The following is a 21,509-nucleotide window of genomic DNA, read 5'->3' as shown; positions in this document are numbered from 1 at the left end:
ATGGCAATATTAATTAAGAATGTAAGAATAATGCAGACAGAAGCTCCATTTGAAGTAAAGGAGAATATGGATGTTTTGATTGATAATGGCATTATTAAGAAGGTTGGAGCTGGTTTAAATGCTGTAGCTGATAAGGTTATCGATGGCACAAATAAGACTTTAATCCCTGGTAATGTATGCTCTCATCACCACTATTACTCAGGTCTATCTAGAGGCATGCTAATCTCAGCAGGTCCTCAAACAGATTTTATCCAGGTCCTTAAGGAGTGGTGGTGGCGCTTAGACCGCGGGCTCGATGAGGAGGCATGCTACTACTCTTCTCTTATTTGCTCAATGGATGCAATTAAAGCTGGTACTACCTGTGCTATTGACCATCATGCTTCACCTTCCTACATCAAGGGATCTCTTTCAACTATTGCAAAGGGTATGGAGGAGGTAGGCCTTAGAGGCTCAACCTGTTATGAGATAACAGATCGTAATGGGGGTCTTGAAGAGGTAAAGAGTGGTGTTGAAGAAAATATCCGCTTTGCAAAAGAGGTTGATGAGAAGAAAAAGCATAAGAAGGTTCTTGTCGAAGCTATGATTGGTGGTCATGCTCCATTTACTATCCCTGATGAGGGCTTAGCTATGATGAGTGAAGCTATGAAGGAAACAGGTAGAGGAATGCACCTTCATGTAGCTGAGGATAAGTACGATGTAGTATGGTCACACCATATGTACAATGAGGATATCATCGATCGTCTTGATCGCTTTGGCCTATTAACAGACAAGACTCTATTAGTACATGGACTTCACCTTTCTGAAAAGGAAATAAGAACTATTAACGAAAGAGATTGCTTCTTTGCTCATAATGGAAGAAGTAACATGAACAACCATGTTGGGTATTGCAAGAATCTTCCAATAATAAAGAATCTTGTAATTGGTACAGATGGCTGTGGTGGCAATATGTTTGAGGAGCTTAAGATTTCCTTCTTTAAGCATAAGGATGAGGGGCTTCCTTTCTGGCCTGCTGAGTTTGTTAATGCTCTTAATCGTGGTAATAGACTTATTGAGAAGAGCTTTAATGATGGAAGAAAGTGGGGACGTGTTGAAGAGGGATATACTGCTGACTTAGCTCTCCTTGATTACCAGGCTCCAACTCCATTAGTTAGTGCAAATGCTGCAGGACACTTTGTCTGGGGTATGAGTAGTAACTGTGTTAACACTGTAATCGTTGATGGTAAGATTATCCTTGAAAATAGAGCTTTCCTCGGCCTTGATGAAAATAAGATCTATGAGGAAGCACGTCGTGTTGCCCAGAGAGTTTGGAATACTGTAGATAAAATTAAACCTTAATACCGAAAAGGGAAAAAGTTTTAAACCACCGTTCATAATTGTTCGGTGGTTTTTTTTTGGGTTGTAATTTGTTGCATTTTGTTTCAATTTCTTTTGCATTTTTATCGCTATGTTGTATACTGAAAGAGGGATGGTATCATATAAATCCTTTTAGTTGATATAATTCCATTATAAATAAGTAAATATAATGGTAAATGGAGGCTTCATGTCAGTTACTCATATTGATGATAAGATCAAGAGAGTTGATGCAGTTGAAAAGGCTAGAGGGGAAGCAATATATCTTGCAGACCTAAAGTTTGATTCAATGCTTTATTCTCGACTCATTCGTTCAACGATTGCTCGTGGAAGAATTGATCGCATTAAGGTGCCATCACTTCCTGATGGGTATTACTTTATCAGCGCAAAAGATATCCCAGAGAATGGTAAGAATGCTTTGAAGATGATCGCTGATGATTGGCGCTGCTTTGCCGATGGTGACGTAAAGTATGTTGGTGAAACAATTGGTATTTTAGTTGGTTCTGATCGTGGCGTTCTTGATAAGCTTTATAAAGAATTTGAGATTACATACACAGAAGAAACTCCTGTCGTTACAATTGATGATGCTATAAAAAATGAAGCAGCTCCTCTTTGTAAAGAGAATAATATAATGTGCTCTCTTGTAAGTGATAAGGGAGAAGATATTAATGAAGTACTTTCTAAGGCTGCAGAGGTAATTGAAGAGACCATTGAAACTGGCTTCCAGGAGCATGTGCACCTAGAGACTAATGGTGCAATTGCAACTATCGAGGATGGTAGATATGTTATCTATGCCTCAGCTCAATGTCCTTTCTACATTAGAAAGAGTATTTGCGGGCTTTTAGGCTTAAACCCTGAGGATATTGTAGTTAAGCAAACAGTTACTGGTGGTGCATTTGGTGGTAAGGAGCACTTCCCTGATGTATTAGCAGGACCTCTTCTTCTTGCTGAAAGTATCATTAAAAAGCCTATTCAATTAAGCTTTGATAGAGAAGAGGATATGCTCTATTCTGTTAAGAGACACCCTTCAAAGATTATGTTTAGAACAGGTGTAGATCGTGATGGAAATATCTTAGGTAGTGATATCAAGGTATATTACAACTGTGGTGCATATTTATCCTCCTCCTATGTAGTTTTACAGAGAGGTGTATTCCATGCTAATGGTGTTTATAACTTCCCTAGTACAAGGATTGAGGGCTATGGTATGGCTACAAATACCTTCCCATCATGTGCATTTAGAGGCTTTGGAGCTCCTCAAACAATCTTCGCTATAGAGACTCACCTTGATCATATTGCTAGAAAATTCGGTTATGATCCTGCAATTTATAAGAAGAAGTACTTCTTAAAAAAAGGTGATGAAACAGTAACTGAGGGCCATATTATTGAAGATGTTAAGCTTCCTGAGATGATGGAGCAAATTACATCTGCTAGTGATTACTACAGAAAGAGTGCAGAGTATGGCTATGGCTCAGGTAGGGGTATTGGTATTAGCTTCTATAACCACGGTGGTGCCTTTACTGGTAATGGTGAGCAGGCAATTATTAAGGGTCGCTTAAAGCTAGTTAAGGATGGTGATAAATTCACTGTACTTTGTGGCCAAACAGAGATGGGTCAGGGCTTTAGAACCGCTCTTAGAAAGATTGTAGCTTCAACACTTGAGGTTGGAATGGATGAAGTAGTATTTGATGCTCCAAATACAGATTTAGTACCAGACTCAGGTCCTACAGCTGCTTCAAGATCAACGATGATCGTTGGTAATCTTGGCTATAGAGCTGCTCTTTTGATGAAGGAAAAGATGAATGAGGAGCATGCTGAGGTTGAGGTTCAATATGAGCACCCAGAGGGACATCCATGGGATCAGTCAACCTTCAAGGGCGATGCATACCTTGGTTACGGATGGGGTGCTGCATGTGTTGAGGTAGAGGTCGATAAGCTTACTAACGAGGTTACTGTTAAGGGTGTTTGGACTAGCCATGATATTGGTAAGCCAATTGATGAGCTAATTGTTCATGGACAGGTAAATGGTGGTGTAATGCAATCACTTGGATATGCTGCTATGGAGAAGATGGAAAATACTACTGGACACTTCAAGCAATCAAGTATGTCAGATTACGTTATTCCAACTAGTATGGACTTCCCTAAGCAGGAATATTTCTTTGTTGATAACCCATATCCATGGGGACCATTTGGTGCAAAGGGCATGGGTGAGCTTGTTTTTAATGGTACAGATGCTGCCTATGTTGATGCTGTTGAAAGAGCTCTTGGTATTACATGTACTAAGATTCCTATCCCAGTTGAAGATATTGAAGGATTAAGAAGATGAGCATGATAGAATTCAAACTAAATGGAAAGCCTGTTGCCTTTGATGGTAATCCATTAAAGAGGCTTTTGGATGTAATACGTGATGACTTTGGTATCACCGGTACTAAGGAAGGTTGTGGTGAAGGTGAGTGTGGTGCATGCTCAGTTTTAAAGGATGGTAAGCTGGTAACATCATGTATTATACCTGTAGGTGCAGTTGGTGGCTGTGAAATCATTACTATCGAGGGCTTACGCGATACTCCACAGGGTAAGTGCTTAGTCGAGAGCTTTGCTGAGGGTGGTGCTGTACAGTGTGGCTTCTGTATTCCAGGTATGGTTATGGCAGCTGAAGCTTTATTAATGAATAATCCTCATCCAACAGAAGCTGATATTAGACTTGCTATTAGCGGAAATATCTGTCGCTGTACTGGTTATGATTTAATAGTTGAATCCATATTGCTTGCTAGCAAAAAGGGAGAAGGCTTATGGTAAACGAAACATATATTCCATCAACACTTGAAGAAGCATTAAAGCTTAGAGCAGAGGTCCACGCAATGCCTCTTGCTGGTGGCTCTGACCTTATGGTTCAGTACAGAAGAGGAACTGGAGTTGTTCCAGAGTTCCCTTTCCCTGTAATGATTATGTCCTCACTTAATGAGCTTAAGGGAATAAAAAAGGAAGAGGATGGCTCTGTATTAATTGGTGCGTTGACAACCTCAGCTGAGATAGCTAGCTGTGAAGACGTTCCTTTCTTCGTAAGAAAGGCAGCATCCCTAATGGGTGCTATCTCATTAAGAAATAGTGCTACTATCGGAGGAAACTTAGGAAATGCTTCTCCTAAGGGCGATTTACCTCAGCCATTAATTCTTCTTGATGCAACTGTTGTTTTACAAAGCATAAATTCAACTAGAGAAATTTTAGTTGATGAATTTATCAAGGGTAGTAAGAAGACTGCTTTAGCAGATGATGAGATTATCACAGCTATTCGTATTCCAAATGTTAAATACACATATGGATACTATAGAAAGATAGGAACTCGTAAGGCTAATGCAATTAGTAAGCTATCGTTATCTGCTTTAATTTATGTTGAGGATGGAATAATTAAGGACTTTAGAGTCTCTAGTGGTGCTGCAGGTCCTAAGGTTGCTAGAAACAAGGCTAATGAAGCTAAGCTAATTGGTAAGAAGCTAGAAGATATCCCAGCATTAAAGGAGGATATCCTTAATACTCATGACCAAACAATTTCACCTAGAGCTATGGCTACTTGGAGAAGAAATTCAACTAGACGTATGCTAGATTATTTCCTCTCAGAGGTCGCAAAGGGTGGAGACGAAGGAATTATCCAATAGTAAGGAGGACTCATGGAACTAATCAAGAAATCATCCTTATGTGAATGTGTAAAAGCAAAGAAAGAAAATTTAAATGCTATTTATCTTGCTGGTGGTACAGAGGCTTTACGTTTAAATTCTCCTGTTAAAGGTGATAGCGTTATTCCTATTTCTTCTTTAATTGAAAAGAAAATAGAAGCTAAGGGAGATGATATTTTCATCTCCTCAACCGTTACCTTTTCAGAGCTTTTAGCATCCTCAATAGTACCTAAGCCTTTAAAGGAAGCATGTAAATATCTTTCCTCAAGAGCTTTAAAGAATGCTGCAACTATTGGTGGAAATATTGCATCTCTACGATTTGATAGCTACCTAATTCCAACACTTCTTGCATATGATGCAAAGCTAGTAGTTTTTTCTAGTGAGGAGAAGGTTTGTTCATTAAAGAAATATGTTGAGAAAGGAAGCTGTAGCTGTCTTATCGTTGGTATTTTAATTAATCCTTTAGTTAAGGTTGTTAATAAAAGAGAATCATTAACAAGCTCAACTCATGCAGCAGTTACCTCTGCATTAAGTGAAAATGGATACTTCTGTGCAGTTTCTAATAGTGGTATATTCTTCTCTCTTGAGCAGGCTATGAGTAGTGATATCAAGAGTGATATTACTGGATCGAGTGAATATAAAAAGTATTTAATCAAAGAAAACTATGAAATCTTGAAGGAGGCACTCAATGGTTAGTTTTACTCTTAATGGTAAGAAAGTATCATCAACTCTTGATGTGATGACACCTCTTAGAGATGTTCTATACTCTATGGGCCTAAATAGTGTTAGAGATAGTGATGATAGAGAGGGCTTTGCAGGTAGTGACTGTATTATCTTCAATGATGAAGTAAGAGCCTCTAACCTTATCCCTCTATTTATGGCTGAGGGAGCTGAGATTTTTACTGCTGAAAGCTTAATCAAGGATAGAAAGATTAATGATGTTCAGAGAGCTATGGTTGCTGCAGGAGTTGTTCAAAGTGCTTATAACTCTCCAACAGTCGCATTAATCCTAACACACCTCTTGGCTCACAAGAGTGATGCAACAAGAGAGGATGTTAAGGATGCTCTTTCATCAGTCTTTATTCGTGATGCGGGCTATGAGCACTTCTATCTTGCTGTAAAGCTTGTTCAGGAGGAGAGAGCTACAGGTAGCTACCAAACTCCAGTTTCTCCATCCTTTAGACCAAATCTAGATGTTATTGGTAAGCCAACAGGAAAAATCGATGGTGATAGCCTAGTTAGAGGCGAAAAAGTATTTGTTGAGGATAAGGTTATGCCAGGTGCATATGCTCTTGAGGTTTTAAGAAGCCCATATGCTATGGCCTATGTAAAAGATATCGATACAAGTGAGGCTGAAAGCCTTGAGGGTGTTGAAGCAATTGTTACTTGGAAGAATGTTCCTGATGTTTACTACATGTCTGCAGGACAGGGAAATCCTGAACCAAGTCCACATGATAGAAAGCTAATAAACAGAAAGGTTCGTCACGTAGGTGACCGTGTAGCAGCTATTGTTGCAAAGGATAGAGAGACCTGTGAAAAGGCAATGTCTCTTATTAAGGTCACATATGAGCCACTTCCTGCTATCTTCACTGTAGAAGAGGCTATGGCCGATAATGCTCCACTAGTTCATAATGGTAAAATTGAATATGTAGTTGGTGCTCCTAGCGATTTAGATGAGCAAAATAAGAGCTATGACGAAAGAGATGGTAAGGTAATTTATCAATTCCCTCTCCATGGTGATATTAGACACAACATTGCTGCTGGCGCTCATGGTGGAATTGGCTCACTTGAGGAGGGCTTTAAGGAAGCTGATGCCATAGTTGAGGAGACATATCAAACAAGCCAAGTACAGTGTACTCCATTAGAGCCACATGTTTGCTATTCCTTAATTGAGAATGGACGTTTAACTGTTCATGCATCTACTCAAGTACCTTGGCACCTTAGACGTATTGTTGCAACTGTTTGTGGACTTAGTGAAAATAAGGTTCATATCATTAAGGAAAGAGTTGGTGGTGGTTATGGCTCTAAGCAGGATATTCTAGTTGAGGATCTTTGTGCTTATTGTACATACATCACAGGTAAGCCAATTTATTACAGAAATAGTAGAAAAGAGGAGTTTATCGCTAACTCTACTCGTCACCCAATGCGCTTAACAGTTAAGATGGGTGGTAAGAAGGATGGAACTATTACAGCTATTTATATGGATGTAAGAGCTAATACTGGTCCTTATGGTAACCACTGTCTAACTGTTCCTATGAATGCATCAAGTAAGACTCTTCCTCTATTTGCTGTTAAGAATATGTTCTATGACCTTAACACCTACTACACTAACATCGCTCCAACAGGTGCATATCAAGGGTATGGTGCTCCAAAAGGATATTTCGCAATAATGTCTGCCTTAGCACAGCTATCATGGAAGCTTGGTCTAGACCCATTAGAGGTTGCTAAGAAGAATGTTGTAGAAGAGGGCTATATGCTTGAGATCCTAAAGGGCTTAGGAGAAGGAAGAGAGGGTGCTATAGTACCTGTAGGCTCCTGTGGCGTTAAGCAGGCTCTTGAGGAAGGTGCAAAGATGATTAAGTGGGGTGAGAAGGAAAGCTCCTCTGATCCTGATTGGGCAATAGGTAAAGGCTTTGCAATGATACAGCAGGGCTCAGGTCTTCCAGGACTTGACCACTCTAACTGTCAAGTAAAGCTCTTAACAGATGGTACATTCCTAGTATTAAGTGGTGGTGCAGATATTGGTACTGGACTAGATACTATCTCAGCAAAGATTGTAGCTGAGCAAACTAAGATCTCTCTTGATAAGATTGCAGTTATCTCTGGTGATACAGACTCCTGTCTATTTGATACCGGAGCTTATGCATCTAGTGGAACTTATTTCTCTGCTTCTGCAACACTAAAAGCAACAGAGGATTTAGTTAAGAAGATGATTAAGGAAGCAAGCTTCCAAATGGGTGAGGATGAGAGTGATTTAATCCTACGTAGTCCTGGAGAGGTTTATAGCACAAAGAGTGGTAAAACTCTTTCATATGCAAAGCTTAGCCACGATACTCTATCTGGTACAGGTCATGGACAGCTCGTTGGAACTGGATACTTTGTTACACCTAATAATGCTATTCCTTATGGTGCACACTTTGCTCAGGTTGCAGTTAATAAGAGAACTGGAGAGGTTAAGGTCATGAAGTTCTATGCGCTTCAGGATGCTGGTACTCCAATAAACCCTGAAATTGCACTATGCCAAATGTATGGCGCTGCAATGAAGAGTATTGGACATACACTTTATGAGGGTATGGTACTTGATAAGGATGGAGTATGTGTAAATGCAAACCTTACCGATTATGGAACTCCTATGATTGGTGAAGCTCCAGAGGACTTTAAGGCTGTACTAATTGATGTTAATGATCAATATGGCCCATATGGTGCAAAGAGTATTAGTGAAATTGCGACTAATGGCGCAGCTCCTGCAATTGCTATGGCTATTGCCGATGCTACAGGTGCATGGGTTCGCTCTTGGCCAATTACACCAGAAAAGATTTTAAAAGCAATGGGTAAGCTTTAATAAATTTGATTTCTATTTAACAGCAGGTCTGAGGACCTGCTTTTTTTTATCGAAGAAAATGTAAATTTATGCATAAAACCTATGGATAAAACGTCAAATATTGTATTAATATGCATTATCGGAGTATAAATATGATAAAAGTTGGTATTATCGGTGCAACAGGATATGCAGGTTCAGAATTAATAAATATTTTACTTAATCATAAAGATGTTGAGCTTACATACTTAGGCTCTCATTCCTATGCAGGAAAGAAACTAACAGATATTTATCCATTTTTCGAAAAAAGAATAGATATTGTTCTCTCAGATGATAGCATAGAGAATGCTTCTGATGCTTGTGATGTTGTTTTCCTAGCTCTACCTCATTCTATTGCCTCAAAGGTAGTTACTGAAGAAATATTAAAAAAGTGTGTCGTAATTGATTTAGGGGCAGATTTCCGTCTTCATAGTAAGGATGTATATGAGAAGTGGTACAAGACAGAGCACCACAATGAAAAGCTTCTAAGCAGTGCAGTATATGCACTTCCTGAAATTCATAGAGAGTCTATAAAGGGTGCAAGACTTATTGCTAACCCTGGTTGCTATACAACCTGTTCTATCTTAACACTTTATCCATTAGTAAAGAATCATTTAATTGACCTTGATTCAATTGTAATCGATGCTAAGAGTGGTACTACAGGTGCTGGTAGAGGAGAGAAGGTTCAAAATCTATTTTGTGAGGTTAATGAGAGTATAAAGCCATATGGTTTAGTTACTCATAGACATATTCCTGAGATTGAGCAGGAGCTATCTATTGCTGCTAATGAGCAAATTGTAGTTGAGTTTACACCTCACTTAGTTCCAATGCAGAGAGGTATTTTGGCAACCTGCTATGCAAAGGTAAAGGATAACGTTAGCGAAGAGGATATTAAGAATGCATATTTAGATTCATATAACGATGAAGAGTTTATTCGTTTAGTTAGTTACGTTCCTGAAACAAGCTTTGTTAGAGGAAGTAATTTTGTAGATATTTATTATAAATACAATAGTAGAACTAATAGAGTTATTGCAGTTGGTGCAATAGATAATTTAGTTAAAGGTGCAGCAGGTCAGGCTGTACAAAATATGAATATTGTATTTGGCTTTAATGAAGATGAAGGTTTAAATAGGAGTAGTGGTGTATGATAAGGATTGATGAACAATTAATTCTTCCAAAGGGTTTTTTAGTTAGTGGTGTTCATGCTGGACTTAAGAAAAAGAAGCTTGATATGGCTTTAATTTATAGTGATACTCCTTGTACCTCAAGTTCTACTTATACAACTAACAAAGTAAAAGCAGCTCCAGTATTATATGATATGTCAATTAAGCAATCTCCTAAGAGGGGCATAATAATTAATAGTGGAAATGCAAATGCATGTACAGGAGAGCAGGGCTATAAGGATGCTGTGCATATGGCTGAGCTTTGTGCCGCAAAGCTAGGTGGTACCTCAGATGAATATTTCGTTGCTTCAACTGGTGTAATTGGTGTTCCACTAGATATGAATAAAATTGAAAGTGGAATTAATGATGCAATTTCTGAGCTTAGCACTAGTAATAAGCAAATTGATAATGTTGCAACAGCAATCTTAACTACAGATACTCATAAAAAATGTGTTACTGCTTCCTTTGTATATGATGAAAAGCTTGTTAAAGTTACAGGCTTTGCTAAGGGCTCTGGTATGATACACCCAAATATGGCAACAACACTCTCATTTATTATGACAGATGCAAAAATTGATAGTGAAAGCCTACAGCTTCTTACAGGCTTATCTGTTGAGGATTCATTTAATATGATTAGTGTTGATGGTGATACCTCTACTAATGATTCCTGCTTTGTACTTGCAAATGGTGCCTCTCTTGTTGATTGTTCAACAGGTGAAGCAAAAGAGAACTTTGCATTTGCACTTGATACAGTATTAAAGAAGCTTGCAATAATGCTTGTTAAGGATGGAGAGGGTGCTGAGAAATTAATTGAAGTTGAGGTTGTTGGTGCTGTTGATACTAAAAATGCTAAAATCCTTGCTAGAAGTATTATTTCATCTAATCTTGTTAAGGCTGCATTCTTTGGCTCAGATGCAAACTGGGGAAGAATTTTATGTGCAATGGGATATTCAAATGCTGAATTTGACCCAAGTCTAGTAGATTTATATTTTAAATCCCAAAAAGGAGAAATCCAAACATTAAAACAAGGAGAGCCAATTGCTTTTGATGAAGCTAAGGCAAAGGAAATATTACTTGAAAAGGAAGTAAAAGTTCTTGTAAAGCTTAATCAGGGCTGTGGTATTGCTAATGCTTGGGGCTGCGACCTAACCTATGAATATGTAAAGATTAATGGTGACTATAGGAGCTAATAATGACAGAAAGACAAGAAAATGGCGTAAAGAAGGCACAGGTCCTTATTGAAGCTATTCCATATATTAGAAAATTTAGAGGAACAACTGTAGTTATAAAGTATGGTGGCTCTGCAATGGTTGATAACGCTTTAAAGAAGGCAGTTATTACAGATATTGCAATGCTTAAGTTCATTGGTCTTAAGCCTGTTATTGTACATGGTGGTGGAAAGGAAATTTCTGCACTTCTTGCTAAGATGGGTAAGGAGTCTGTATTTATCGATGGTCTAAGATATACAGATAAGGAAACTGCAGATGTTGCTGAGATGGTGCTTTCTGGCACAATAGGAAAGAACCTAGTTAAAGACTTAGAGGCCGTTGGAATTCATGCCTGTTCTATAAATGGTAAGGATGGTTCTACATTTATTTCTAAAAAGAAGGAAGACAAAAAGGGTAGAGATCTTGGCTTTGTAGGTGAAATAGAGAAGGTTGACATTACATTAATAAAGACTCTTATGGATGCAGATTTTATCCCTGTTATTTCACCTATTGGAACCGATAGTGATGGAAACACATACAACATAAATGCTGACTATGCTGCATCAAGTGTAGCAGGAGCATTAAATGCTCAGAAGCTTGTCTTTATGACAGATGTAGATGGAATAATGAAGGATAAGGATGACCCTGAATCATTAATTAAAAAGCTCAGTGAAAGTGAAGCAATTAGCTTAATTGAGAGTGGTGTTATCTCTGGAGGTATGATTCCAAAAACAGAGTGTTGCTTAGATGCTCTTAAAAAGGGTGTTAAGAGTGTCCACGTTTTAGATGGAAGAATTCCTCATTCTATTTTACTTGAGATCTTCACAGAAGAAGGTATCGGTACAATGCTTTTGTAAGGAGAGCTTTATATGAATTATGTTGAAGTTGGACAAAATGTATTATTAAAAACCTATGCCCAAATCCCAATTTGCTTTGACAGGGGAGAAGGATGCTACCTATATGATGTAGATAATAATAAGTATCTTGATTTAGTAGGTGGTATCGCAGTTAATGCTTTGGGATACAAAAATGAGAAGCTGATTAATAAGGCTACTCAGGTTTTAAATGAGGGTATATTCCATGTTTCTAACCTTTATTACAACAAATATACAGTTGAAGCTGCTGCCTTACTTACAAAGGTTAGTCAATGTGAAAGAGTATTCTTTGCAAATAGTGGCGCCGAAGCAAATGAGGGTGCTTTGAAGCTTGCAAGAAAATATGGCTCTAAAAAGGGTAAAAGTAAGATATTATCATTTGAGCACTCATTCCATGGAAGAACCTATGGAGCTGTAACCTTAACAGGACAAGAGAAATACCATAAGGGCTTTTATCCTATGGTTCCAGATATTGCATATGCTAAATATAACGATATAGACAGTGTAAAGGCTGTTGTTGATGACACATTCGCTGCTATCTTTGTTGAGCCAATACAGGGAGAAGGTGGTATTATCCCTGCAAAGCCAGAATTTTTACAATTTTTAAGAGAGCTATGTGATGCTAAGGATATGCTACTTATTTATGACTGTGTTCAGTGTGGCATTGGAAGAAGTGGAAAAATGTTTGCATGGCAGAACTATAATGTTAAGCCAGATATAATGACTCTTGCAAAAGCATTAGGAGGCGGTATCCCACTATCTGCACTATGTGCTTATTCAAAGGCTGCGAATGTATTTGAGCCAGGGGACCATGCTTCAACCTTTGGTGGTAATCCTATTTCCTGTGCACTATCAACTGTAGTAATTAATGAGCTACAAAATGGCTTACTTGAGCATGTCCAGGAGGTTGGCTTATACTTTGCGGATAGCTTAAAGAAGCTAGCAAAAAAATATAATCAGATATGCTCAAATGTAAGAGGTATGGGCTTAATGCTTGGCCTAGAAGTGCAAGTTGCTCCAAAGCTTATTATCGAAAAGCTAAGAGAGAAGGGGATTTTAGCTTGCTCAGCTGGATATGATGTAGTTCGCTTCGTACCTCCACTTATTATTACTAATGCAGAGGTTGATATAGTAATTTCAGCATTAGATGAAATTCTTTCTTCACTTTAGTGAGAATATTACTAAAAAAACTATTGACGAAAAAATCTTAATAACCTATGATATTTTTCGTCATTAAGACAATGCGCCCTTAGCTCACCTGGATAGAGCAACTGCCTTCTAAGCAGTAGGTGACAAGTTCGAATCTTGTAGGGCGTACGAGCCGGATCAAATTGGTCCGGTTTTTTTATTTTTCTAATTGATATATTTTAGTGCCATCCTTTGAAATAGAGTATTTATAGCGTTTTACAAATTGTTTATTTGTAAAGGTAGTTCCCATTGAGATATATCCAGTAAACTTAAGTGGAATAGGGTTAAACTCACTCTTTGCAAATAGGAAGATAGCTTGATTTGAGTATGTACGTAAGCTTTGATCTTCAATAATATAAAGCATTGAATAGCCATAGTATCCAAATAAGCTATAAGTAGCATAAACACCAATTCTTATAGAATGATTTTTCTTTAAAAGAAATTTAACACCAGCATCTATATCAAAGGATATAGTAAATTCAGAGGATTCAAGCTCTAGCTTAGTTTCAATATTTGAGTTGCTATATAATCTACTTTTTATGTTAAAGCCATATCCAAGATAAAAATCTAATCTCTGGTCAAAGATGTATCTTTTAGCACTTCCTAAAACAAATGATAGAGTTATATCTGAGATACGTTCCTTTATTGTTACTTCGCTTAATATACCATCGTCTAATTCAACAGATTTAGTTGTTTCAAGAGGCTTTACTAATGATATAATTGATAAATATGGAGTTTGTAGTCCAAAGCGTACGAAAACACCACTGGTAGATTTTTCTCCTAAGAAACCAAAGCCTGTGTAATCAAAGCCAAATTTCTCTTTATTAGCTATTCCCAATGATTCAGAAACAGTTTTATAAAAAGTAAAATCATATCCTTTTAATGTATCATTAGCCATCAGAGCTAATGGAATAAGGATAAGAATTGCTAACAAAGCTATTCTCTTTTTTATCATAATAATTCATATTACAATTTGGAATTAAATATGACAATATATTGAGAAAGAATTAAAAAATGAAGAAATAGCTAGATAATGCTAAAGATAATTATTTTAGTCTTTTATGAATTTTTTTAAACTTTTTTTCAAAAGCTGTTGACAATAATTTCTATTTAGTGCATTATCATCTTCGTTGATTCGGGATGTCGCCTAGCGGCTATGGCGTCTGCTTTGGGAGCAGAATATCGATGGTTCGAGTCCATTCATCCCGACTATAAAAGCTGAGACTTAATAGGTTTCAGCTTCTTTTTTTTACATTATTTAGAAAATAAAAGTGAAAATAGATATAAGGTAAGCTATTTAATACGATTAAATTATATATTTATAGTAAATCTCTATGAAAATTATTGATATAGACCTCTATATCTGTTGTTCTAGATTAGTCATTACCCTGCCTCTCCTTGGGAGTAAAGTGATGAATTATCTATAGTAAACTGAAGTAGTTCTTCAAACTTGTTGATGCCAAGCTTTCTGTATATGTTGCAGAGATGCTCCTTTAAGGTATTTTCCGATATGAATAGTTTTTCTGTAAGAGATTCCCTAAGATATCCTGATTCCACCATACGGATAATCATTGCTTCCTTATCTGTGAGTTTATATTATTTCAATAAATTGGCTATTTCATCACTTTGCCTATCTGATGCAGGTGAGTCGTTATTTGTTTTCAGCTGTCAGCAAATAAATCAAAATCTTTTAAAGTTGTAATCATTTTGCTTATGGCTTTTATCTCATAATATCTTAAGCTTATCCAAGCAAAAAATAATAGACTCTAGAAGAAAGAAACACAATGCAAAGAGAGAATATGGATGATAAGTGTCTTAAAAGTGTAGTTTATGTTTTTTCTTTCTTATCATTAATTCTATTATTGTGTTACTATCCATTTTATGAAGGCTTTTGAAATTCTCGATAAAATATATCCTAAGGATATTGGTTTTTTATTTGCAGATACTAACTTTCAATTTTTAGTTTCTGTTTGCTTATCAGCACAAACAACAGATGCTGCAGTAATGAGAATTACTCCTATATTATTTTCTAAATACCCTGATGAAAAGGCGTTATCTAATGCTGAATTAACAGCTGTTGAGGAGATAATTAAGCCTTTGGGCTTTTACCATATGAAGGCTAAAAATATTATTGCTCTTTCAAAGGCTTTAGTTAGCTTAGGTTATATTCCAAATACTATCGAGGAATTAATAAAGCTTCCTGGAGTTGGTAGAAAAACAGCTAACTGCTATATTTTACATATTTGTAATGAGCCAGCAATTATTGTTGATACTCATTTTAAGAGAGTTGCTAAGCGTCTTGGATATACAGCTGAAACAGATCCAGATAAGGTTGAGTTTGATATTAAGAAAAACTATCCAAAAGAATTATGGTCAAGGCTCTCTATGGTTTTAAATTTACATGGAAGAAAGTATTGCTTTAGCAAAAAGCCTAATTGTGATGAGTGTCCTGTAAGAAGCTATTGTAAAACTATAAATCCATCTTGAAAGCTCTTAAGTAGTACTAAGCGCTGATGCTTAGAAATAAGAGGCTCCTCTAAGGTTGGTAATGCACGCTTAGAAATATATATTCCAACAGGGGAGGGAGTAATATTTAAGCTTTTTTGGATTTCTTTCAATTCTTTATCATCATGAGCTGTTAATAGCTTTCCATATTCACTATCAACATAGCTTCCATCAAAAAAAAGCTTTAGGTTGTAGTGCTTTCTATCAAAGCTTCTCTTCTCTGTTTTTCCTAAAATAATATATGGAGGTAGGGCGAAAATAGTCTCATCATCTGAAAGCTTGAATAGCTTTTTCCTTAGCAAGAATAGCTTATTTTCAAAGTCTTTATCACAGGTGAGAGCAAAAATATTTTCAGTCATATGAAAATAATACTTCATGAATGGAAAAATGAATAGAAAGAGTATTTACAAAACCTATGAATATTTGATAAAGTCAAATAGTTGCGACCTCTCACTTTCACTGTATATGCTCGAACAGATGATATTGAGAAGCCGCCCGAATAGAAAAAATAACACAGATTAAGGTGGATATAATCATGGCAAGAAGATGTGATATTTGCGGTAAGGGTACTGTTGCTGGACAGGTAGTTCCTCGTAAAGGTCAAGCTAAGAAAGACGGTGGTGTTGGTCAGCATATTGGTGTAACAAAGAAGAGAGAGTTCCGCCCAAACCTTGTAACCATTAAGACTATGATTAATGGTACTCCAAAGACAATTAAGGTTTGCACACGTTGTCTTAGAAGCGGAAAGTTCCAGAAAGTAGTATAATCTTACTTATCTTTCCAAAGAGTATGAGCCCTATAGCAGGGCTCATATTTGTCTCTAGAGATTATCGGAGGTTTTTATGGATGACTTAAGAGTACATGCGCTTGAAGGCGTAATGCTCTGTATACCTGAAGGATATGAAAAGCTTTTAAAGATACACTCTTCATCAACAGAAGAGAGTCAAGTATATGTTATTTCTCCAGTGCATGAAGGTCCGTTATGTTTATCTGGTCTTTTAGAGAGTGCAAAGAAAAAGGATGAGATTTTATGGTCTTCCTTAGAGCAATCTCAGCTTGCTTGGCTAGATTTGTCATCAAAACTAAACATTAGAGATGAAATAGTTTCATCGTTAATTCGAAAGGGCTTTGAGGATATGGAAGATATCCTTAGGTCTGTATGGCTCTTAGAGGATATTTCTGAGAGTACATTAAAATATTTTGCTTCATTAACAAGCTATTACTTAGCTTTAATTGCATCTGCATATTTTAATTCAAATGGAATAACAGCTTCACTAATTGCTGCAGATAAGGCTGTTAGACAAAAGAGCTTCACAAGGGGAGCTACATTCATCTATGGCGATTTAATCCAGCCTAAAATTAAGGTTTTAAGCCATGAGGGTGAGAGTGAATATACTGCATGTCTATGTGCAGTTAATGCAGGTGGTGCACTAACCTTTTGGAATAATAGATCACTTTTATGTACTGCAAGAAAGAAGGATATACCTTCTGCTAAGGTTATTGAGCGTCTTTCTTTTGCTGAAGCAACTGAGTTAAGCTTCTTTGGTGCTCCTATTGTTCATCCTCACTACTTTATTCCAGCTCAAAGCCAGGGAATTCCTATAGAACTAAAGTTCTGGGGTGATATCACAAGTAAGGGAACTATTATTACAGATAAAAAGAGTGTCCAGGATAGACGATTCCCAATTAAGGCCTTCTCTGTCATGAGAGATATTTCGATTATCAACATCGAAGGTGCTGGTATGTCTGGTATTCCTGGTATTTCCTCTCGTCTATTTACAGCTCTTAGAAGGGAAGGTATTTCTGTAATTCTCATAAGCCAGGCTTCTAGTGAGTATTCAATTTGTTTTGCAGTTCCATCTTCTCAAGTAACTATGGCTGCTGCTTGTGCGAGATATGAATTTGAGAGCGAGCTTAATAACCATCAAATTGGATCTATTAGCGCAGTTAGTAATATGGCAATCCTTGCTGCAGTTGGTGATGTGATGAGTGGACAAATCGGTGTATCTGGTAAGTTCTTCTCTGCACTTGCTAAGGCAGGTGTAAACATCTCTGCTATCGCTCAGGGCTCTTCAGAAAGAAATATTTCTGCAGTTATTAGAGAATGTGACTCGCTTAAGGCACTTTCTCAGGTTCATGCATCATTCTTTTTATCTGCACAAACAATGTCTGTTGGTGTCTTTGGACCAGGTAATATCGGTGGAACCTTTTTGAACCAGATTGCAAGTGAAAAGGAACGTCTACAGGATCAATTTGGTCTTGATATTAGAATCCGTGCAATTGCTAGTTCCTCTAGAATGCTTTTAAGTGAGGAGGGTATTGACCTTTCTAAGTGGAGAGAGCTATTTGAGGTTGCATCTCAGGAATATGATTTAAATAAGTTCTTAGCTCATGTAGGCTCTGAATACTATCCACACTCTGTTCTTGTTGATTGCACAACAAGTAATGAGCTAGCTAGTATGTATTCTCGTTTCTTAGAGAAGTTCCACGTAATTACTCCTAATAAAAAGGCTGCAACAGGCTCCTATTCTTATTATAAGGAGATGTTCGAAACCTGTAAGAGAACTGGAAAAAGATTTTTGTATGAGACTACAGTAGGTGCTGGTCTACCAGTTATTAATACACTTAATGACTTAATCCAAACAGGTGATGAGGTTAAGAAGATAGAGGGTATGCTATCTGGTACATTATCATGGCTATTTAATCGTTACGATGGTACTGTTCCATTCTCTCAGCTAGTTTTACAGGCTAAGGAGATGGGATATACAGAGCCAGATCCTCGTGATGATCTATCTGGTATGGATGTAGCTAGAAAGACAGTTATCCTAGCTCGTGAAATTGGTTTAGATGTAGAGCTTGAGAACCTTAATATTACCTCATTAGTTCCTGACAAGCTTAAGGATGCCTCTAAGGAGGAGTTCTTATCAAGGCTCTCTGAGATGGATGATGAGATATACACCAAGTATAAGGAAGCAAAGGATAGGGGTGAGGTAATTAGATATGTTGGTCGAGTAGACAACGGAAAGTGCTCAGTTTCTCTTGAATCCTTTGGTGCAAACCATCCATTTGCAAGTGCATCAGGAACCGATAATGTGATAACATTCGTTACAAGTCGTTATGTTGAAAGCCAACCACTAGTAATTAAGGGCCCAGGTGCTGGTAGAGAGGTTACAGCGGGTGGCGTTTTTGCAGACCTACTTAGACTGGCCATTTACATTGGTGCAGGAATACTCTGATAAAGGAGAAAGAAATGTATTACTATTCAACACGTGATAAAAATAGAGATATAAAGCTCACTGCTTCACAGGCTATATTAAAGGGCTTAGCTGCAGATGGTGGCTTATTCGTACCATCACAGCTTCCTACTCTCTCAAAGAGTGTTAGCTTAGAATTAGACTATCCTACCTTTGCCTATGAGACACTAAAGCCTTTCTTCGAGGGTGATGAGCTATTAGATGAGCTTTTAGATATTTGTAAGGGCGCATTTAACTTTCCAGTTGAGCTAAGAGAGCTTAAGGATACATCTGTATTAGAGCTTTTCCATGGACCAACCTCTGCTTTTAAGGATTTTGGTGCAAGATTCTTATCCTTCTCAATGGAGAAGCTATTAGTAAAGAAGGGTGAAAAGCTTTGTATCTTAGTTGCTACTAGTGGTGATACAGGTGGTGCTGTTGCATCAGCATTCCATAAGAGACAGAATCTCTCTGTTAAGGTATTATTCCCAAAGGGAAGAGTTGCTGAGCGTCAGAGAAGACAGCTAACCTGTTGGGATGATAATATCTCATCATATGAGGTTAGAGGCTCCTTCGATGATTGCCAAAGAATGGTTAAGAGTGCCTTCGTTGATCCTGAATTAAAGAATCTTTCAAGTGCTAACTCTATTAACCTAGGAAGACTCCTTCCTCAGATGGTTTACTATGTATATGCTTCAATGCTTTATCAAAAGAGATGTGGAAAGAAGCCTGTAATAATTGTTCCATCAGGTAATGTTGGTAACTGTACTGGTGCTTTCTGGGCTAAAGCTATTGGAGCTCCAATTGAAAGAATAGTTCTAGCAGTTAATGCTAATACTACTATCCCAGAGTATTTATCAAGTGGTGTATATCGTCCTAGAGATAGTGTTAAGACTTTAGCAAATGCAATGGATGTAGGTGCTCCATCTAATATGGAAAGACTCTTTAACCTCTTTGATAGCTATGAGAAGATGAAGGAAAATGTTACTGCTTACTCTGTTAGTGATGAAGAGATTAAGAAAACTATTAAGGATGAATATGCTAAGGAAGGCTATGTGCTTTGTCCACATACTGCATGTGCAGAGCGTGTAAGACTTGATCATTTTAATAGTGAACCAACTATTATAGTTTCAACAGCACATCCTGCTAAATTTGAAACTGTAGTTGAGCCATTAATTAATAAGACAGTAGAAATGCCACCAGCATTAGCAAAGCTAGTTAATATGCCAAGTACCTTCACTGAGATTGGTACTGACTACAAGGAGCTATTTAAATAATAGCTAAGGGGAGAGTTTAAAAGCTCTCCCTTAATTATTATTAAGCCACTTACCTTTTTTATAATAGGTTAAGAATAGTATTGAAGTAATTACCCAAGTAATTGGATAACAAACTATTACTGAAGAAAGTGTTCCAATAAGTGGTGAGACAATGCATACCCATAGAACTCTAATACCACAAATACCTGTTAAACAAATTACAGTTGGAACTAACGCCTTACCTGCTCCTCTAATAGTGCCAGATAGTATTTCTACAGTAATATATGTAATAAAGGTTGGAGCAATAATATATATGATCTCAACACCAATATTTATTACATTTTCATCTTGAGTAAATAGCATATATGCATATCGAGCAAAGAGACAGTAGATTAAGGAAATAACTATTGTTGTGCCGCCTGCAAATAGTATTGTTGTTCTTACTCCCTTCCTTACTCTATCTGTTTTACCAGCTCCATAGTTTTGACCTACAAAGGTTGTTATTGCTATACCAAAGGCATTTATTATCATCCAGAACATGCAATCGAGCTTTCCATATGCAGCCCAGGCTGCAGCTGTATCTGTTCCAAAGCCATTTACACTACTTTGAATTAATAGATTTGATAGTGTATAGAGCATTGACTGAATACCAGAAGGAAGTCCAATTCTAAGCATCTCCTTTAATTCTGTTATGTTGAATCGACTCTCTAATACTCTATATTTAAGACCATCTTTAAGCTTAGCTAAGCTTACAAGAGTTAATAGCATAGAGATAGCTTGTGATATTACAGTTGCGAATGCAGCTCCTTCAACTCCCATTTTAAAGGCGCCAATAAAGATAATATCTAATATAATATTACAAATACAGCCTATTATTAAAAAGTAGAGAGGGTGCCTTGAGTCTCCAAGTGCTCTAAATACTCCTGTTCCCATATTATATACTACAAGTGCAGTAGAGCCAGCATAATATATCCTCATATATTTTAATGCTTGAGGTAGTATATCATCTGGTGTTTTAATAATTTCCAGTGATGCCTTTGCTGTTAGTAGTCCAACAGCTGTAATAATTATGCTACTAGCTATTGATATAGCCATTGCTGTATTTATAGCTTGCTTTGTCTTGTCAATATTTCCTGAGCCATAGCGATGGGATATAACTACGCTAGCACCAGATGCAAGACCGGTGAAGAAGCCAATAAGTAGATTAATAATTGTACTAGTTCCACCGCCTACTGCTGCTAAGGCCTGCTTACCTAAGAACTGTCCTACAATAACTGCATCAACTGTATTATATAGCTGCTGAAAGAATGTTCCAAAGAGTATTGGAAAGAAGAAATAAAGTATTGCTTTCCAAATTGGTCCCTCTACAATAGCATTTTTCTCAATTTGTTTAGTCATACAGTCGCATATTATAGTAAGCTTGGAAAAAAATAATAAGTAGTTGATTATCTTATTATTTATTATTATAGTTAGTTTTGACTAACAG

17 protein-coding genes, 2 tRNA genes and 1 pseudogene are annotated in these 21,509 nt (G+C 37.1%); 16 read left to right on the top strand and 4 right to left on the bottom strand.

Annotated features, from left to right (window positions below; all coding sequences use genetic code 11):
- From ssnA to FYJ80_RS07865, 11 genes are all read left to right on the top strand, one after another.
- Positions 1-1,335, top strand: a complete 1,335-nt coding sequence (ssnA, locus tag FYJ80_RS07915) for a putative aminohydrolase SsnA (RefSeq protein ID WP_154425737.1) — start codon at positions 1-3, stop codon at positions 1,333-1,335.
- A 205-nt stretch (positions 1,336-1,540) separates the two neighbouring features.
- Positions 1,541-3,673, top strand: coding sequence for a xanthine dehydrogenase family protein molybdopterin-binding subunit (locus tag FYJ80_RS07910; RefSeq protein ID WP_154425735.1), 2,133 nt, complete (start codon positions 1,541-1,543; stop codon positions 3,671-3,673).
- A 2-nt stretch (positions 3,674-3,675) separates the two neighbouring features.
- A complete protein-coding gene (locus tag FYJ80_RS07905; RefSeq protein WP_320595916.1) occupies positions 3,676-4,143 on the top strand; it encodes a (2Fe-2S)-binding protein in 468 nt (155 codons plus the stop codon).
- The gene (locus FYJ80_RS07900) at positions 4,137-5,000 is read left to right on the top strand and encodes an FAD binding domain-containing protein (RefSeq protein WP_154425731.1); all 864 of its coding nucleotides are present in this window, start codon (positions 4,137-4,139) and stop codon (positions 4,998-5,000) included. The genes FYJ80_RS07905 and FYJ80_RS07900 overlap by 7 nt, the downstream gene beginning before the upstream one ends.
- Before the next feature lie 12 nt (positions 5,001-5,012).
- Positions 5,013-5,714, top strand: a complete 702-nt coding sequence (locus FYJ80_RS07895) for an FAD binding domain-containing protein (RefSeq protein ID WP_154425729.1) — start codon at positions 5,013-5,015, stop codon at positions 5,712-5,714.
- A complete protein-coding gene (locus tag FYJ80_RS07890) occupies positions 5,707-8,580 on the top strand; it encodes a molybdopterin-dependent oxidoreductase Mo/Fe-S-binding subunit (RefSeq protein WP_154425727.1) in 2,874 nt (957 codons plus the stop codon). Before FYJ80_RS07895 ends, FYJ80_RS07890 begins: the two co-directional genes overlap by 8 nt.
- A 131-nt stretch (positions 8,581-8,711) precedes the next feature.
- On the top strand, positions 8,712-9,743 hold the full coding sequence (gene argC, locus FYJ80_RS07885) for an N-acetyl-gamma-glutamyl-phosphate reductase (RefSeq protein WP_154425725.1): 1,032 nt from the start codon (positions 8,712-8,714) through the stop codon (positions 9,741-9,743).
- Positions 9,740-10,948 (top strand): bifunctional ornithine acetyltransferase/N-acetylglutamate synthase, encoded by a 1,209-nt coding sequence (gene argJ / locus FYJ80_RS07880; RefSeq protein WP_154425723.1) that lies wholly within the window; start codon positions 9,740-9,742, stop codon positions 10,946-10,948. The genes argC and argJ overlap by 4 nt, the downstream gene beginning before the upstream one ends.
- 2 nt (positions 10,949-10,950) lie before the next feature.
- Entirely contained in the window at positions 10,951-11,823 is an 873-nt protein-coding gene (argB, locus tag FYJ80_RS07875; RefSeq protein WP_154425721.1) for an acetylglutamate kinase, read from the top strand.
- Between the two features lie 12 nt (positions 11,824-11,835).
- The gene (locus tag FYJ80_RS07870; RefSeq protein ID WP_154425719.1) at positions 11,836-13,011 is read left to right on the top strand and encodes an aspartate aminotransferase family protein; all 1,176 of its coding nucleotides are present in this window, start codon (positions 11,836-11,838) and stop codon (positions 13,009-13,011) included.
- Positions 13,012-13,084: 73 nt separating this feature from the next.
- Positions 13,085-13,158 (top strand) — tRNA-Arg (locus tag FYJ80_RS07865).
- A gap of 28 nt (positions 13,159-13,186) precedes the next feature.
- Here FYJ80_RS07865 and FYJ80_RS07860 read toward each other — a convergent pair.
- Positions 13,187-13,984, bottom strand: coding sequence for a hypothetical protein (locus FYJ80_RS07860; protein ID WP_154425717.1), 798 nt, complete (start codon positions 13,982-13,984; stop codon positions 13,187-13,189).
- Between the two features lie 181 nt (positions 13,985-14,165).
- Here FYJ80_RS07860 and FYJ80_RS07855 point away from each other — a divergent pair.
- A tRNA-Pro gene (locus FYJ80_RS07855) sits at positions 14,166-14,238 on the top strand.
- A 174-nt stretch (positions 14,239-14,412) separates the two neighbouring features.
- Here FYJ80_RS07855 and FYJ80_RS07850 read toward each other — a convergent pair.
- Positions 14,413-14,607: pseudogene (locus FYJ80_RS07850) on the bottom strand (LuxR C-terminal-related transcriptional regulator); the annotation flags it as partial.
- Positions 14,608-14,910: 303 nt separating this feature from the next.
- Here FYJ80_RS07850 and FYJ80_RS07845 point away from each other — a divergent pair.
- Positions 14,911-15,516 (top strand): endonuclease III domain-containing protein, encoded by a 606-nt coding sequence (locus FYJ80_RS07845; RefSeq protein WP_154425713.1) that lies wholly within the window; start codon positions 14,911-14,913, stop codon positions 15,514-15,516.
- Here FYJ80_RS07845 and FYJ80_RS07840 read toward each other — a convergent pair.
- Positions 15,489-15,893 carry a hypothetical protein gene (locus tag FYJ80_RS07840; RefSeq protein WP_154425711.1) on the bottom strand — a complete coding sequence of 135 codons (405 nt, stop codon included), beginning with the start codon at positions 15,891-15,893 and terminating at the stop codon, positions 15,489-15,491. The genes FYJ80_RS07845 and FYJ80_RS07840 overlap by 28 nt on opposite strands.
- Before the next feature lie 176 nt (positions 15,894-16,069).
- Here FYJ80_RS07840 and rpmB point away from each other — a divergent pair, with 176 nt between their 5' ends.
- The 3 genes from rpmB to thrC all read left to right on the top strand — a co-directional run bounded on the left by rpmB (position 16,070) and on the right by thrC (position 20,044).
- Positions 16,070-16,300: a 50S ribosomal protein L28 gene (rpmB, locus tag FYJ80_RS07835; protein WP_154425709.1), complete on the top strand. Its 231-nt coding sequence runs from the start codon at positions 16,070-16,072 to the stop codon at positions 16,298-16,300.
- 76 nt (positions 16,301-16,376) lie between these two features.
- Entirely contained in the window at positions 16,377-18,770 is a 2,394-nt protein-coding gene (gene thrA / locus FYJ80_RS07830) for a bifunctional aspartate kinase/homoserine dehydrogenase I (protein WP_154425707.1), read from the top strand.
- A gap of 14 nt (positions 18,771-18,784) precedes the next feature.
- Positions 18,785-20,044 carry a threonine synthase gene (thrC, locus tag FYJ80_RS07825; RefSeq protein ID WP_154425705.1) on the top strand — a complete coding sequence of 420 codons (1,260 nt, stop codon included), beginning with the start codon at positions 18,785-18,787 and terminating at the stop codon, positions 20,042-20,044.
- Positions 20,045-20,074: 30 nt separating this feature from the next.
- Here thrC and FYJ80_RS07820 read toward each other — a convergent pair whose 3' ends face one another.
- Complete coding sequence (locus tag FYJ80_RS07820; protein WP_154425703.1) at positions 20,075-21,421, bottom strand: MATE family efflux transporter; 1,347 nt, start codon at positions 21,419-21,421, stop codon at positions 20,075-20,077.
- Positions 21,422-21,509 lie beyond the last annotated feature (88 nt).

The sequence above is a fragment of the Bullifex porci genome, from assembly GCF_009695635.1.
Lineage (GTDB): Bacteria > Spirochaetota > Spirochaetia > Sphaerochaetales > Sphaerochaetaceae > Bullifex > Bullifex porci.
Note: the sequence above shows the minus strand (reverse complement) of the source record. Positions and strands in the feature narration are given on the sequence as shown.